Origin of the sequence: Nitrobacter sp. (genome assembly GCF_047149785.1) — a bacterium.
In the GTDB taxonomy this organism is placed as follows: Bacteria; Pseudomonadota; Alphaproteobacteria; order Rhizobiales; family Xanthobacteraceae; genus Nitrobacter.
On the sequence record NZ_BAAGBE010000001.1, the window covers coordinates 3452594 to 3468070 of the forward strand.

Sequence of the window (15477 nt, forward strand, 5' to 3'; positions counted from 1 at the left end):
CAAGCTCATCAAACAGAAAATTATTTCTTCTATGCGCGCACGAAAGTATAGAACTTTCTACTTCCAAATACCGCACGGAAGAGATGCATCTTCTCAGCCTCCGAAATCCGCAATTTGGCGGCCGCTGACGTCGACGATCAGCGGCTTGGCCGTCGACCGCCTGTAGCAAACGCGCATGTAAGCCAAGGAGCAGGCCATGCAGCCTGGAATGGACCACCTCGATGCGCTGGAAGCGCAGAGCATCTACATTTTTCGGGAAGCCTTCGCCCGTTGAAAAAGCTCGCGCTCTTGTGGTCGCTCGGCAAGGATTCCAACGTGATGATCTGGCTGGCGCGCAAGGCCTTCTTGGGCCGGGTGCCGTTCCCGGCGCTGCACGTCGACACCGAGAAGAAATTCCCCGAGATGTACGCGTTCCGCGAGCGCTATTCGAAGGAATGGAATCTCGACCTCAAGGTCGATTACTGCCCGCCGGTCGAGGCGGTCGACCCGACGCTGCCGCCGGCCGCGCGCTCCGCCGCGCGCAAGACCGAGGGACTGAAACTCGCACTGAACAAATACGGCTTCGACGGGTTGATCGCCGGCATCCGCCGCGACGAGGAAGCGACCCGCGCCAAGGAGCGGGTGTTTTCGCCGCGCGGCCTTGAGGGCGGGTGGGACGTGCGCGACCAGCCGCCGGAATTCTGGGACCAGTTCAACGCCTCGCCGCCTCCCGGCGCGCACCTGCGTATCCACCCCATCCTGCATTGGACGGAATCCGATATCTGGGCCTACACCAAGCGCGAGAACATCCCGATCATTCCGCTCTATCTCGCGAAGGACGGCAAGCGCTATCGCTCGCTCGGCGACGCCGACATCACCTTTCCCGTCGCCTCCACCGCATCGAGCATCGACGAAATCCTGATCGAACTCGAGGGCACCAAGATTCCCGAACGCGCCGGACGCGCGCTCGATCATGAAACCGAAGACGCGTTCGAGCGGCTTCGGGTCGCCGGCTATCTCTGACCTGACTCGAAATCGAGCGTTTTCCGATGAATATGATCGCCCCCACCATCGCACCGAACACCGTCCTCGCGACACCGAACGGCACGACACGTCCGCAGGTCCGCATCGTCATCGTCGGCCACGTCGACCACGGCAAGTCGACGCTGGTCGGACGGCTGCTGCACGAGACCGGCAGCCTGCCCGACGGCAAGCTGGAGATGCTGAAAGCCGTCAGCGCCCGGCGCGGCATGCCATTCGAATGGTCGTTCCTGCTGGACGCGCTGCAGACCGAGCGCGATCAGGGCATTACCATCGACACCACGCAGATCCGCTTCCGCACCCGCTCGCGCGACGTGGTGCTGATCGACGCGCCCGGCCACGCCGAATTCCTGCGCAACATGATCACCGGCGCGGCGCAGGCCGATGGCGCGGTGCTGATCATCGACGCGCTCGAAGGCGTGCGCGACCAGACCCGGCGGCACGGCTATCTGCTGCATCTGCTCGGCGTCAAACAGGTCGCGGTGGTGGTGAACAAGATGGACCGCGTCGATTTCAGCGCGGAACGCTTCGACGCGATCCGCGACGAGATTACCGCGCACCTGACCGGCCTCGGCCTCGCGCCGACGGCGGTGATTCCGATCTCCGCCCGCGACGGCGACGGCGTTACCGACCGCACCGCGAAGATCGCATGGTACAAAGGGCCGACCGTCGTCGAAGCCCTCGACGCTCTGCAACCGGCGCGGCCGCTGGACGAATTGTCGCTGCGGCTGCCGGTGCAGGCGATCTACAAGTTCGACGATCGGCGCATCGTCGCCGGCCGCATCGAGTCGGGCAGTCTGGCCGCTGGCGATGAGATCGTGATCATGCCGGCCGGCAAGATCGCGAAGATCCGCAGCATCGAAGGCTGGCCGTCAAGTCCGACTGTCGCGCAAGGCGCCGGACGGTCCGTCGGCATCACGCTCGATCGCGAACTGTTCGTCGAGCGCGGCGACGTCATCGCCCATGTCGGATCGGCGCCGCGCGATACGCGGCGGATTCGCGCGCGCATCTTCTGGCTGCACGAGACCCCGCTCGCGGCCGGCGCTTCCATTCTGCTCCGGCTCGGCAACAAGGAAACCCGCGCCGTCGTCGTCGCCATCGAGAAGGCGGTCGACCCGGGCGAACTGGCGAGCGCCGAGGCCAAGGCGATCGCACGCAATCATGTCGGCGAAATCGACATCTCGCTGGCGCAGCCGCTCGCCGCCGATCCTTACGTCGACAATCCCCGCACCGGCCGCCTCGTGATCGAAGTCCAGGGGCGCATCGCCGGCGGCGGCCTCGTGCTCAGCGTCGACGCGGGGCAGCGCGCGGCGGTCGACATCGTGCCGGTGGAATCGGCGCTGCGCCCTGACGAGCGCTCCGCGCGTTATCGTCACAACGGCGCGGTCGTCTGGCTGACGGGATTGCCCGGTTCGGGCAAATCGACGCTGGCGCGCGCGCTGGAGCGGAAACTGTTCGGCGACGGCGGCTCGCCGATCCTGCTCGACGGCGACACGCTGCGCGCCGGACTGAACGGCGATCTCGGCTTTTCGCCGCAGGACCGTGCTGAAAACATCCGCCGGCTCGCGGAAGTCGCCGCGCATCTGGCGCGCAACGGCCATGTTGCAATCGTGGCCGCAGTCTCGCCGTCGCGCGAGGATCGCGCCGCGGCGCGGCGCATCGCCGATACCGCCTTCCGCGAGGTCTATGTCGCAACGCCGGCCGATGTTTGCGAGAGCCGCGACCCCAAGGGGCATTACGCCAAGGCGCGCGCCGGCGTGCTGCATGGCTTCACCGGCATCGGCAATGACTATCAGCCGCCGGAGTCGGTCGAACTGACGATCGATACATCATCGCGCACGGTAGCCGATGCCGCCGACGAGATCGAGCGGATGCTGATCAGCACCGGTATTCTGTTCGATGAACTGACCGACGTCGCCGCCAACATCTGAGCCTGCGAATCCCGCAGGCGCTGGACCGACGCCGCCGCGAGCCTAACCGCAGCGGCCGTTCGATTTTTGATGCGGCTATTCACCTTTTTGTAGGAGCTCACGGCCCCGGCTTTGGCGCTAGTCGAATCGTCCGCGTATGACCGCCCGTTGTCAGCTAAGCACGCTTCCCGAAAACGAGCACATGCAGGCCGAGCTTGCGGCGCACGATCCAGAACAGCAGCACCGTCTCGAACACGAGAGACATCGAGGTGGCGGCGGCGGCGCCGTGGCCGCCGTAGCGCGGCACCAGCGTGAAACACAGCGCGACGTTCATGCCGAAGGCCAGCGCGTAAGCCGACGCGCAGGCGTGCTGATGGCCGAGCATGTTGAGAAGCCGCTCGACCGGGCCGATGGCGGAACGCACCACGAGCCCGATCGCGGCGACGAACATGATGCTGTAGCCGGCGACGAATTGCGGGCCGAACAGCCACAGCATCGGCCTGCCGAGCGCGAGCAGCACCAGCGTCGCGGCGAGGGAGGGCCAGAACGTCCACTTGATCGCATGAGCGACGTAGGCCGAAAGCCGCTCCTTGTCGCCGGCGGCATGATATTCGGTGAAGCGGTGCGCGGTCGTTGCCGACATCGCGTAGTGGATGAACGACACCAGCGCCAGCGTCTTGACCACCGCGAAGTAGACGCCGACCTCCTCGGAGGAGCGGAACTGCTGCAGCACCAGCACGTCGGTGTAGGACAGCAGCAGATAAAAGCTTTCGACCAGCAGGATCGGCAGCGAGACCGCCAGCCAACCGCGGAAATCATGGACCTTCGGCCCGGCCGCGACGACCGTGCCGAGCCTGCGATTGAGCACGATCATCTGGCCGACCATGGCGATCCACACCGCGGCCACGCTGGCCAGCATGGCGACGGTGGCGCTGAGATGGAATCCCAGGACGAAAGCGCCGGCGGTGAAGCCGATGATCAGCGATTGCCGCACGATGAATTGCGGCATCAGCCCGAGCCGCATCCAGTCGTGGGAGCGCGCGATGCCGTCCTGCGTGTTGGCGACGACAAAGGCCGGAAGCGTCAGGCAGCCGATATAGAGCGGCACGATCGTCGCCGGATCGATCCACGGCGACAGCGCCTTGACCAGGCCCGCGAGAGCAATCGAGATCAGCGCGGCGACGATGAACGTCATCCAGCGGCTGCCGCTCAGGAAGCCGCGCAGCCGCGCGTCGTCACCGCCGGCGCGATATTCCGGAATGATCTTCTGCGCGGAGGCCGAGATGCCGAAATCCATCATGCTGCCGAGCAGCAGCACCCAGGTCCAGACATACACGTAAACGCCGTAGTCGGAACTGCCCATCCAGCGCGCCAGCAGAATCTGCGCGACGTAGGCGAGGCCGGCGCTGATGACGCGAATCATAAAGATCGTGCCGGCGAGGCGCCTGGTCAGCGAAGCCTCGCTCGATCCGTTCAGCGTCGCGCGCAACCGCCCGATCAGGCCGGGCGGCCGCCTCGCAGGCGCGGTGTGGGTGTCCGTTACGGCCACGGCGGAATCCTGGGGCGCGGGAAGCGCGCCACGATCGTGACCTAGCAACGCTTCGTTAAGATTCGGTTGGGCGGGAACCGTAATCGGCCGGCTTGCGACGACTGCGCCGTCAGTCCAGATTGATATTGAATTCGTAGGCTTGCTTGCCGCCCACCAGCGTCAGCTTCAATGCGGCGCCGTCCGGACTCGTGTTCGGCGGCAAACCGTCGAGCTTGAACGAAAACCGTTTCACGCCGCGCGGCGCATGGCTGAGCCGGGTCGGAATCGGCAGCGCCCAGTCCGGTGTCGGGCCTTCGACGAAGAGGCTGACATCGTCCTTGGGATTGCTGGACACGACATCGACGATCACGCGCGATTTCCCCTTGCGCTTGACGTCACGGATCGTCAGCGGATTGGGATCGCCGATCCGGGCCGGCTTCGGCACCGTATCGAGGGCCGCGGCGAGAGCGCTGTCCTCGGCGCTCGCGACGCTGACGAAAGGAAGCTCGACATCGGCATCGACGGGCACGCACAGCTTGGCGCACACCGCATAGTTGATGGTTGCGCGGAGCGTGAGCGGCTTGTCGGCATTCTTGGCCGCGATGCGCAGCGGCAGCACGACCTGATCACGGTAGCCGAACGAATGCCCGCCCGCGCCGTCGGGAAATTTCGATGGCGCCGGCCACAACACGGTCACGGCGTCGATGTTGTCCGACTTGGAGAAATCGAAACGCGGCGGCATGCCGGAATCGCCCGGCGTACGCCAGTAGGTTTTCCAGCCCGGGTCGAGCTGAAACGCGATGCCGCCGAGCAGCACCGCGCCGCTGCGCGATCCTGCGAGCAGACGCACCGCCGAGTGGCTGCCTCGCTGCCATGGCGAGGCATCCTGGGCCGTCGCAGCGGCCGAAAGCGCGCAAGCCAGCAACGCGACCGCGACGCCGGGCACGGCGTGAAAGGGAACCTTGGTGATCATCCGACGTCCTTACAGGCTGGTGGCGCGCCAAACCATTGAAATGCTTGTGATCCGTTGTTTGATCATGGCGCGAGGGTTGATTGACAGAACGGACCTCCGATATCAGGATGGGAGGGCAAGATGAGGGTCATTTGCTGATGAATCCAGCGCGTAAGGGGCCCGTGAAGGGCCGTCGTCAGGCGGAGGATGCGGACGCCGACGATCCGGACCGGAGCTATCTGGACGGCCAGTTGCTGATCGCGATGCCGGTCATGGAAGACGAGCGGTTCGCGCGCTCCGTGATCTATGTTTGCGCGCATTCCTCCGAGGGCGCGATGGGAATCATTCTCAATCGCCCCGCCGGAAGCGTCGACTTCACCGACCTGCTGGTGCAACTCGACATCATCAAGAGGTCCGACCGGATCAAGCTGCCGGAAACCGCTGAGGCGATGAAGGTGATGAAGGGCGGCCCGGTCGAAACCGGCCGCGGATTTGTCCTGCATTCGAGCGATTTCTTCATCGAGGACGCGACGCTGCCGATCGACGAGGGCATCTGCCTGACCGCGACGCTCGATATCCTGGAAGCCATTGCGAAAGGCGCCGGGCCGAAACATGCGATTCTCGCGCTCGGTTATGCCGGCTGGGCGCCGGGCCAGCTCGAGACCGAAATCCAGGACAACGGATGGCTGCATTGTCCGGCCGATCAGGACCTGATCTTCGGCCGCGATATCGAGGACAAATATGCCCGCGCGCTGCACAAGATCGGCATCGATCCCGGCATGCTGTCGAACGAAGCCGGCCACGCCTGAGCGGACGGTTTTCTGCTTTTCATGACAGCGGCATCATTACGCGCGGACCTGATCCGGGCGTGATGAGGGAGTGCGGTCATGAGAGAGAGCGCCGTGTCCGGGCGCTGCGCGAGCCGTGAAGCGCTGCGCCGCCGGACCAGGACCGTTGCGAGCCCCGCTCTCGGCTCGGGGCGACCCCCGAGTAGCGCAGCGGCACACACGTTGTGCCGCAGCGCATCCGGTAGGGGCGTGATCAGGCCATGGCTCGAAACTGCGCCTTGCCTTCATGCAAGAAGCACGCTTTTGAGAAAAGCCCCACATCTACTTTGTTGGGCAAGCGTATGTCCTGCATACCCGGCAAAGGCTTTGCCTCTGGATCGTATGAACGGTCAATCTGGGAGATGAAGGCGAGAATAATGCCGGTCTTTCGAGCGAACTTTTGAAGGGACGTTATTTGCTCCGAAAGCTCGGGCTTGTTTCTCCGTTGATCGAGGATTTGCAGGTAGTCGATAACGGCGACTGTCCCCCGGGAGGCGTCGGCAAGATGGCGCATGATATAATCAGCGCAAATCTCGTCAGAGGTTACGATCTCCAGAGCATCACCGACGCCCGAGGTTTCGCCTTCCAGCGACCGGATGCGCGCATGGGTTTCCTGTTCGGTATATTCGAGGGTGAAGAAGACACCGCGCCGGCCGTCACGGATGGCATCGAGCAGGAGCCGAAGCCCGAGCAGGGTCTTGCCGTGGCCGGGCCGCGCTCCCAGCAAGAGCATATCGCCATCGGAAAGCCGGGACAGCATTTCACCTGTCGTCGCATACGTTGCAACTCGGGCGGAAAGCAGGCTCCACCCTGCAAAACCTTCGTCGCGCGCTATGCGGTCCAACGCCGTGTGCAGGGGAATTTTTTCATTCCGAGCCATCAACCTGGCTCGGCGCTTCAGTTGGTAGATCGGAGCGGACAGCTTCATCGCGGAACCTCCATTCCGAGCAGGAAACGCAACCCCTCCTTATGCGGCGCTCGAACAGATGGTTCGATGATCTCAATACCCCGTATGAACGATACTTCCCCGATGGGAGGGAGGAGGCGCGGGCCAAGCCTGTTCGCCGACTATAGCCTAATGTGCGTGTCGCGAAAATCCCGAAGCCCGCAACATGGCGTGTTTTAGGAGTTGCGCGCCAAGACGGCTGCCTACCTGCCCGGCCAGGGCGGAGAGGTTGATTCAACCCCGCTTCGTCGCGCTTCAGCTTGCCGCCTCGAGCCGCTCCTGGGCCAGAAGCCGCATCGTGGCATCGGCGTCCATCGGCTCGCCGAAGGCGAAGCCCTGCGCGTATTCGCATCCCAGTTGATAGAGTTCCACCGCATCGGAGTCGGTCTCGGCGCCTTCGGCGACCACGTCCATGCCGAGATCGTGCGCCAGCGCGATGATCGACTTCAAGATGACGGGCCGGGTGCCGCGTTTGGTGGTGCGGACAAACGACTGGTCGATCTTGATGGTGTCGAACGGGAAACGCTGCAGATAGGACAGCGAGGAATGTCCGGTGCCGAAGTCGTCGAGCGCGAGCCCGATGCCGAGTTCGCGAATCCGTTGCAGCATTTGCGCGGCTTTTTCCGGATTTTCCATGACAAGCGATTCGGTCAATTCCAGTTTCAGCGTGCCGCGCGCGATCGAGGAGCGCGACAGCACGGAGCGGATATCGTGGATCAGGTCGTGGCGCAGCAATTGGCGCGAGGAGACGTTGACGTTGGCGAAGATCGGCGCGCGAGACCGCATGGCGCGTTGCCAGATCGCGAGCTGGCGTGCGGTCTGGTCCATCACGAAGGTGCCGAGATCGACAATCAGGCCGGCTTCCTCGGCGATGGTGATGAACTCGTCCGGCGCCATCCGTCCGAGCTTGGGATGATCCCAGCGCGCCAGCGCTTCGAATCCGGCGATCGAGCGGTCCTCCAGCCGGACGATCGGCTGGTACAGGATCGCGATCTCGCGCCGCTCGAGCGCCCGCCGCAGCTCGCCTTCCAGCGTCAGCCGGTCGTTTTTCCGGGCGCGCATCGCCGGCTTGTAGACGTCGATGCGATCGCCGCCGATGCGCTTGGAATGGTACATCGCCAGTTCGGCGTCCTTGATGATCTCCTCCGTCAATTCCGTCTGCGGGTCGCTCAGCGCGAGCCCGATCGAGGCGGTCAGGAAGATCTCGCGGTCGTTGAAGCCGATCGGCGCGCGGATGGTCTTGCGCATGGTTTCGGCGAACGCCGTGATGCGCGCCGGGTCCTGCTCCGACATCAGGATGAGGCCGAACTGATCGCCGGCGAGCCGCGCCAGCGTGTCCTGGGGTTTCAGGATTCGCGTGAGCCGCCGCGCCAGCGTCAGCAGGATCGAATCGCCGACCGCGACGCCGACGGAATCGTTGACCTGCTTGAAGCGGTCGAGGTCGATCACCATCACCGCCGGCCGCAGGCCCGGCATGGTCTTGGCGAAGGTCGCGACCGCGTTGAGGCGGTCGATGAACAGCTTGCGGTTCGGCAGGCCGGTCAGATTGTCGTGCACCGAGTCGTGCAGCATCCGCTCCTCGGCTTTCCTGATCTCGGTGACGTCGGTGAGGGTGCCGACCACGCGGGAGACCTCGCCGTCGGAGCCGACCACCGGGCGCGCCTTCAGCGCGAACCACATGAAGTGGCCGTCGGGCGTGCGCAACCGGAAGTCCTGCACCAGCCTGCCGCGGCGCTGATCGAGCACGCTGTCCAGCGCCGCGCGGAACCGATCCTGGTCGAGCGGATGCAGCACCTCCAGCCAGGTCGCCGCCGGTCCTTCGAGCGCGCCGCGTTTCAGGCCGAGCAGGCTTTCGGTTTCGGGACTGGTGAAGACCTTGTCGGCCGAGACGTCCCAGTCCCAGACCAGATCGCCTGAGCCGGTCAGCGCCAGCGCGCGGCGCTCGACGTCGGACACCACGCCGGCGGCCGCGCCGCCGCCCGCGAACGCGTGCTGCATCACCGTGAATCCGATCAGCATCACGATCAGCACGAGGCCGCCGAGCAAAGCCGGGCCGACGATGTCGTTGGTGACGTTGCCTTCGATCGTCATGCCGGCGGCGCCGACCCACACCACCAGCAGGAACCAGGTCGGGATCAGCAGCACCGCGCGATCGAAGCCGTGAATCGCGAGATAGACGATCAGTCCGAAGCCGAACACCGCAATCAGCGCCAGCGACATCCGCGCGATGCCGGAGGCGACCGCGGGATCGAACAGAGCAAGGGCCACCAGCGAGCCGAGAAACGCGAGCCAGCCGAGGGTGATGTGCGAATAGCGGACGTGCCAGCGGTTGAGATTGAGATAGGCGAACAGGAACACCAGCAGCGTCGCGGCGAGGATCGCTTCGCCAGAGGCGCGCCAGATCCGCTCGGCGCCGGCCGACATGTCCAGCACCTTGCCCCAGAAGCCGAAATCGATGCCGATATAGACCAGCACCGCCCAGGCCAGCGCGGCGGCGGCCGGGAACATGATGCTGCCCTTGACCACGAACAGGATGGTCAGCACCAGCGCCAGCAGCCCGGAGATGCCGATGACGATGCCATGGTAAAGAGTGAAGGAATTTATCTTGTCCTTATAGGCGTCGGGCTCCCAGAGATAGAGCTGCGGCAGCTTGTCCGTGCGCAATTCCACCACGAAGGTGATGACGGCGCCGGGATCGAGCGTGATGCGGAAGACGTCGGCGGTGTTGCTCTCCTGTCGCTCGGGACGATCGCCGGTCGACGGCGTGATGGTCGCGATGCGCGATTGACCAAGGTCCGGCCAGAGCAGTCCCGACGACACCAGGCGATAATGCGGCGCGACGATCAGGCGGTCGAGCTGGTCGTCGGTGTTGTTGGCGAGCGCGAACACCACCCAGTTATGGCCGCCTTCGCGCGCGCGCACCTCGACGCGGCGAACGATGCCGTCGGTGCCTGGCGCGGTCGAGACCTGAATGCGGTCGGTGTCGCTGTGCTGATGATCGAGGATGGCGGTGAGGTCGATGGCGGGCGCGTCGCTGCGGACGCTGACCGCGTCGATCGCGCGTGCCGGCGATGCCGCGGCCAGAATCATGAAGGCCAGTGCGAGACACGCAAGCCACCTGACCGCACGCAATGTCAATTCCCCACGTTCAACTTGCAGTCTCGCCGCATTGCGCGCGTGACCGATCGTACCGCGCGAAGACGACCCTGGAAGACGATTCCTGCATGTCACAGGATGAAAGCGAATTTCGCGCAACCCCGCCGCCCCGGCCTTCGCCGAAACACAACGGTTGGGTGAGATAGATGACATAATCGGAAAAGAAATTATAGGCTCTCGTGGTCCGGTTCTAACATTCGCCCCCCGTTTCAGCAGGTGCGAATGTTACGGGACCACCAGCAATTCTAGTGGGTTTCGAATTTGCGATTCGCTCGCTGGGTTTGCTGCAAAGGAGGTAACGAATGTCAAATTCGACTCCACTAGAACGTTTTCAAGCGAAGTGGCTACCGGGTCGCGTAAAGAAAACGCGTCAAATCAAAATCATAGAGCCCCGCTTCTGATTCCATCAGAAGCGGAAAGGCTCTAGCAGGTTCGCGGCGGTCTAAACCGTCAACACAATTTTGCCAATATGTGCGCCGGTTTCCATCCGCCGGTGGGCGTCCGCCGCCTTTTCGAGGGGGAAGCTGCTGTCGATCAGCGGCTTGATTCGCCCCTCGCGCATCAGCGGCAGCACCTTCGCTTCGATAGCGCTGACCATCGCGGCCTTGTCGGCCACCGACCGTGGCCGCAGCGTCGAGCCGGTATGATGAAGCCGCTTCACCATGAGCTTGGCGAAGTTGACGCTCGCCTTTGCCCCGCCCAGAAATGCGATCTGGACGACGCGCCCCTCGATCGCCGCGACGTCATAATTCTTTTCGATGTAGTCGCCGCCGACCATGTCGAGAATGAGATTGGCGCCGGCGCCGCCGGTCAGCGCCTTCACCTCCGCAACGAAATCATGGGTCTTGTAGTTGATGGCGTGATCGGCGCCGAGTGTGAGGCAGGCGTCGGCCTTGTCCTGCGATCCGACGGTCACGATCACCTTGGCGTCGAACGCCTTGGCGAGCTGGATCGCCATGGTTCCGATGCCGGACGAGCCGCCATGGATCAGCAGCGTCTCGTTGGCCTTCAGGCCGCCGCGCTCGAACACGTTGTGCCATACCGTCATCAGCGTTTCGGGCGTTGCGCCGGCTTCCAGCATCGACAGTCCGGGCGGGATCGCCATCGCGATCGTTTCGTGCGCGACGCAGTATTGCGCGTAGCCGCCGCCCGCAACCAGCGACATCACTTCATCGCCGCGCTTGTACCTGCTGACGGCCTTGCCGAGCGCGACCACCTCTCCGGCGACTTCCAGGCCGGGCAGGTCGCTCGCCCCCGGCGGCGGCGGATAGCTGCCGGAGCGTTGCAGGGCATCCGGGCGGTTCACGCCTGCCGCCGCGACCCTGATCAGGATTTCGTTCGGGCCTGGCGCGGGAACCGGGCGGGTCTCCGGCACAAGGACCTCCGGCCCGCCGGGTTTGCTGATGCCGATGACGGTCATTTGCGCAGGCAGCTTTTCCATGTTTTGTCACCGGGGAAAACGCGGGAAATCAGCGGCCCTTTTTGATTAGACGGCCGGTCGCGAGCTGGCAACCACGCTTCACGGACGAGCGCAGGCGGGAGCACGATCCATGGCGAGCGAAGACGACGACAAGCCGAGGAAAAAGGTCGCCCACGAGATCGGTCAGGATCTCTCGTTGCTTTCGGTGGACGAGCTTGGCGAGCGCATCGCGTTGCTGACGGCGGAGATCGACCGCCTGCGAGCCGCAGAGGCGAAGAAGCGCGCCTCGAAGGACGCCGCCGACCGCTTTTTCAGGTCCTGAATGTCGTCCGCGGGAGGAAAGGATAATACAGCGGGCCTTGCCTTGCCCAAATTGCAAACGAAAGCTGAAGAAATTCGTTCGTTTACGATTGGTTAAGCTTTCCCGGTTATGACTCGAATGTCCTTCATTGGACATTCGAGTGGCTTCCTGTCCACTCTGTTTGACGCCTCCCTGTTATCAACTTCAAGCCGCCGGAAACGGCGGCTCTTTTTTTTTGCCCTGCAACGTTACGGCTCGAAGTTCGGAACTGCGCCGCGCGCTGTTTTCGGGAATCCATCAACCCTCATTAACCTTTGCCGATACCTCCGCTGGACTTCCGCCCTTCCGGCGGGCAATGATTTGTTCATCATAAGCCGGCTCGCAAGAAAGCCCGGCAGACGGGGTTTCCAGTGGCGTGAGGCGCGAACATGTCCGATTTCTTGGTGGACACTACCGGTCCGATCCAGTTCAGCGAACGTCTCGCCGGTTCTTCGGCATTCACCGCCCTGTTCCGGGAAGGCATGGATCTGGTCGAGGAAACCGCAGCCTATCTCGACGGTGACGGCCGCGCCGAGGCCAAGGCGCTCGAGCGCTCGGTCAGCCTGACCTATGCGACCGAGAGCATGCGGCTGACCACGCGGCTGATGCAACTCGCGTCGTGGCTCCTGCTGCATCGCGCCGTGAAGGAAGGCGAGATGACGCTGGCGCAGGCCAACCGCGAAAAGACCAGGGTCAAGCTGACCGCGGCGGATCCAGGTCCGCAGGACATGGTGATGAAACTGCCGGAGCGGTTGCAGGACCTGATCGTGCGGTCGATGAACCTGCAGGCGCGGGTGCGCCGTCTCGACACCACCATCCACGCGCCGGCCGCCGAGCAGGGGGCAACCGGCAATCCGCTGGTGCCGCACCTCAACCGCCTCAGGGAAGCCTTCGAGCGCCAGACCGGCTGAGAGCCTGTTTGAAAAGTTTGCTTTCCGGGTGTCCCGGGCGCGCTGCGGCACGAAGTGACGCCGCGCAGTCCCGCAAAGACCCCGGCTCGGCAGCGCACCGTTTCACGCTGCGCTGCGTCCGGGGAACGGCCGGGAGGTGCCCGGTGACTTTCCAAACGGGCTCTAAGATTTTTACCGTTTCGTGGTCTGGCGTCGTTCAGGGGAGTTTCACCGCGCGATACATCGCGCGTTAAATTTATACGGGCAAAGTGAAAGGATGCCGCATTCTTCATCCTTGCCCTCAGAACTTGCGCCGCCCTCAGAACTTGCGTCCGCCGCAGTCCTGCGGCGGAATTGCCGGAATCTCTGGATCGGGATCGGGATACTGCTGGTAACGACAGTCGCGAGCCTGTTGGCAACGGGCCTGAGCGTCGATCTCAAAGCAAGTCCGGCGATATTGGCTCCGGTCGCGATCTTTGCCGCCGGGGCCTGGTTCTATTCCAGGATACGCCCCGATGCGGGGCTGGCAAATGCGCTGTCCGGGCTCATTCAGCTTCTTTTGATCGTCCTGATCTGCGCTGTCCTGACATACCCGGCGGCAAAGGCGGGATTTCCGTATCGGGACGCCTCGTTGTACCAATTGGATCAGTGGCTTGGGTTCGACCGGGCGGCTTATCTCCGTGCCTTCACCGACCAGCCTTGGAAGCAGAAGCTTAGCGATTCCGTCTATCTGTCGATGCTGCCAGAGATGGCCGTGATACCTCTGGTCCTGATCCTGGCCCGGCGTACCGAGCGATTCCAGAGGTTTATCGCCGCTTACGGACTGGCATTGGTCTTAACGTCGGCGATCTTTATTTTCATGCCGGCCGTTGGAGCGCTCGTCTTTATCGATTTGCCGTCGTTGAGCTATGCGGAACTACCAAGCTATGCCCGGACCCTCGATGCCCTTCGACGGGGCGAGATGACGACGATCTCATTGCTCAATATTGAGGGGTTTATCACCTTCCCAAGTTTTCACACCCAGTCGGCGATTTTGTATACGTGGGCGCTTTGGCCGATAAAATGGGTGCGTTGGCCCGCTGTCTTGCTCAACGTGGCGATTATCTCGACGACGCCCGTGTCCGGTGCCCACTATGCGGTGGATGTGATCGCAGGGGCTTTGCTGGTTGTTCCCGTGATCGTGCTGAGCCGGAAGCTGTGCGAGGATTTCAGTGTGCCGCTGGCGGATGAAAAGGAATGGTCTGCTCGCCAGCATGCCGGGGCGAGGATCAGCACGGCTGCGGCGGAATAGTCCGCCCAGGGTCTTAGAGCATTTCCTATTTTTTAGGTAGAAGCGTATCCTGCGTTGATGAAGTAGTTTTGGCATTCTGCTGGCTGGATGGCTTGGACGAGTTCGCCGAGGGTGCGGCAGACATTGTCGATGGTTCGCCTTTGCGCGATGCGCATCCAATGCTTGATCTTTGCGAAGGTCTGCTCGATTGGATTGAGATCGGGAGAATAAGGCGGCAGATACCAGAGCCTGGCTCCTGCGGCGTTGATCATGCGGCGCAGTTCTGCGGATTTGTGGCTGCCGAGATTGTCCATGATGACGATGTCGCCGGATTTGAGAACCGGCACGAGTTGCTGGGCGACATAGGCGCGGAAGCACTCGCCGTTGATTGGCCCGTCGAAGACGCAAGGGGCCGTGAGGCGATTCCAGCGCAGCGCGCCGAGGAAGGTCAGTGTGCGCCAGTGACCGTGCGGTGCGAAGGCCCGCAGGCGCTCGCCCTTTGGAGCCCATCCGCGCAGCGGCGCCATGTTGGTCTTGATCCAGGTCTCGTCGATGAAGACCAGCCGGCGAGGATCGAGGCCCGCTTGCCATGATCGCCAGCGTCGACGTCTGCGCAGGACGTCGGGCCGGCCCTGCTCAAGGGCGAACAGTGTTTTTTTTGAACCGTAATCCCTCGCGCCGCAGGAACAGCCAGATCGTATTATGCCCGACCTTGATGCCGCGCGCGGCCAATTCGTCCCTGAGCTGGTGCAGCGTCACATGAGGCGTCTGGCGGATCCGGGCCGCGATAAAGGCGCGATGCGCTTCCAGCACCGCCTTGCGATGGCCGCCCATCTGGCCCGGCGCAACGGACCCGGTCGCACGATAGCGTTGAGACCACTTCACGACCGAGGAAATCGCAACCCCGAACCGTGAGGCAACCGAGCGGCAGCTCTCACCTTTCGAGACCGCTGCCACAACCCGCCGTCGAAGATCGCCAGAAAGTGGTCGTCCCATCCTTGCTGGCCTCCAATCCAGCAAGAATCTTGAATCAGAAGACCCCTGATTTGAAAACCAAAATCCGATTCCGCCTAAACAGGAACCGGTCTAGAGACTGTTTGGGAAGGCACCGGGCACCCACCTCCCGGCCGTTCCCCTTGACGCGGCGCAGCGTGAAACGGTGCGTTGCTGAGCCGGGGTCTTTGCGAGGTTTTCTGCAACGATCCCGGGTCTGCGCAG

The 15477-nt window shown here is 63.4% G+C and carries 11 protein-coding genes and 1 pseudogene; 6 read left to right on the forward strand and 6 right to left on the reverse strand.

Features of this window, described 5'->3' with window-relative positions:
• Positions 1–196 precede the first annotated feature (196 nt).
• Positions 197–1002, forward strand: a pseudogene (gene cysD, locus ACMDCM_RS16120) (sulfate adenylyltransferase subunit CysD).
• Between the two features lie 26 nt (positions 1003–1028).
• Positions 1029–2951 carry an adenylyl-sulfate kinase gene (gene cysC, locus ACMDCM_RS16125; protein WP_412774491.1) on the forward strand — a complete coding sequence of 641 codons (1923 nt, stop codon included), beginning with the start codon at positions 1029–1031 and terminating at the stop codon, positions 2949–2951.
• A 154-nt stretch (positions 2952–3105) separates the two neighbouring features.
• Here cysC and ACMDCM_RS16130 read toward each other — a convergent pair whose 3' ends face one another.
• Complete coding sequence (locus ACMDCM_RS16130; RefSeq protein ID WP_412774492.1) at positions 3106–4479, reverse strand: flippase; 1374 nt, start codon at positions 4477–4479, stop codon at positions 3106–3108.
• Between the two features lie 109 nt (positions 4480–4588).
• Positions 4589–5431, reverse strand: a complete 843-nt coding sequence (locus ACMDCM_RS16135) for a protein-disulfide reductase DsbD domain-containing protein (RefSeq protein ID WP_412774493.1) — start codon at positions 5429–5431, stop codon at positions 4589–4591.
• A gap of 137 nt (positions 5432–5568) precedes the next feature.
• Here ACMDCM_RS16135 and ACMDCM_RS16140 point away from each other — a divergent pair, with 137 nt between their 5' ends.
• Positions 5569–6219, forward strand: coding sequence for a YqgE/AlgH family protein (locus ACMDCM_RS16140; protein ID WP_412774494.1), 651 nt, complete (start codon positions 5569–5571; stop codon positions 6217–6219).
• A gap of 232 nt (positions 6220–6451) precedes the next feature.
• Here the strand turns inward: ACMDCM_RS16140 and ACMDCM_RS16145 are convergent, their stop codons facing one another.
• From ACMDCM_RS16145 to ACMDCM_RS16155, 3 genes are all read right to left on the reverse strand, one after another.
• A complete protein-coding gene (locus ACMDCM_RS16145; RefSeq protein WP_412774495.1) occupies positions 6452–7165 on the reverse strand; it encodes a DNA helicase in 714 nt (237 codons plus the stop codon).
• Between the two features lie 273 nt (positions 7166–7438).
• Positions 7439–10315 (reverse strand): EAL domain-containing protein, encoded by a 2877-nt coding sequence (locus tag ACMDCM_RS16150; RefSeq protein WP_412774496.1) that lies wholly within the window; start codon positions 10313–10315, stop codon positions 7439–7441.
• A 466-nt stretch (positions 10316–10781) separates the two neighbouring features.
• Positions 10782–11780: an NAD(P)H-quinone oxidoreductase gene (locus ACMDCM_RS16155; protein WP_412774497.1), complete on the reverse strand. Its 999-nt coding sequence runs from the start codon at positions 11778–11780 to the stop codon at positions 10782–10784.
• Positions 11781–11889: 109 nt separating this feature from the next.
• Here ACMDCM_RS16155 and ACMDCM_RS16160 point away from each other — a divergent pair, with 109 nt between their 5' ends.
• The 3 genes from ACMDCM_RS16160 to ACMDCM_RS16170 all read left to right on the forward strand — a co-directional run bounded on the left by ACMDCM_RS16160 (position 11890) and on the right by ACMDCM_RS16170 (position 14280).
• Positions 11890–12081: a DUF1192 domain-containing protein gene (locus ACMDCM_RS16160; RefSeq protein ID WP_412774498.1), complete on the forward strand. Its 192-nt coding sequence runs from the start codon at positions 11890–11892 to the stop codon at positions 12079–12081.
• Positions 12082–12488: 407 nt separating this feature from the next.
• Positions 12489–13010: a protease adaptor protein RcdA gene (gene rcdA / locus ACMDCM_RS16165; RefSeq protein WP_412774499.1), complete on the forward strand. Its 522-nt coding sequence runs from the start codon at positions 12489–12491 to the stop codon at positions 13008–13010.
• A 391-nt stretch (positions 13011–13401) separates the two neighbouring features.
• Positions 13402–14280, forward strand: a complete 879-nt coding sequence (locus tag ACMDCM_RS16170; protein WP_412774500.1) for a phosphatase PAP2 family protein — start codon at positions 13402–13404, stop codon at positions 14278–14280.
• Between the two features lie 32 nt (positions 14281–14312).
• On the opposite strand, the gene ACMDCM_RS16175 is transcribed toward ACMDCM_RS16170, so the two are convergent.
• Positions 14313–15255, reverse strand: a protein-coding gene (locus tag ACMDCM_RS16175; RefSeq protein WP_412772097.1) for an IS630 family transposase whose coding sequence is annotated in 2 segments (ribosomal slippage) — positions 14313–14918 and positions 14920–15255 — 942 coding nt in all. Because the reading frame shifts where the segments join, the coding sequence is not laid out codon by codon here.
• Positions 15256–15477 lie beyond the last annotated feature (222 nt).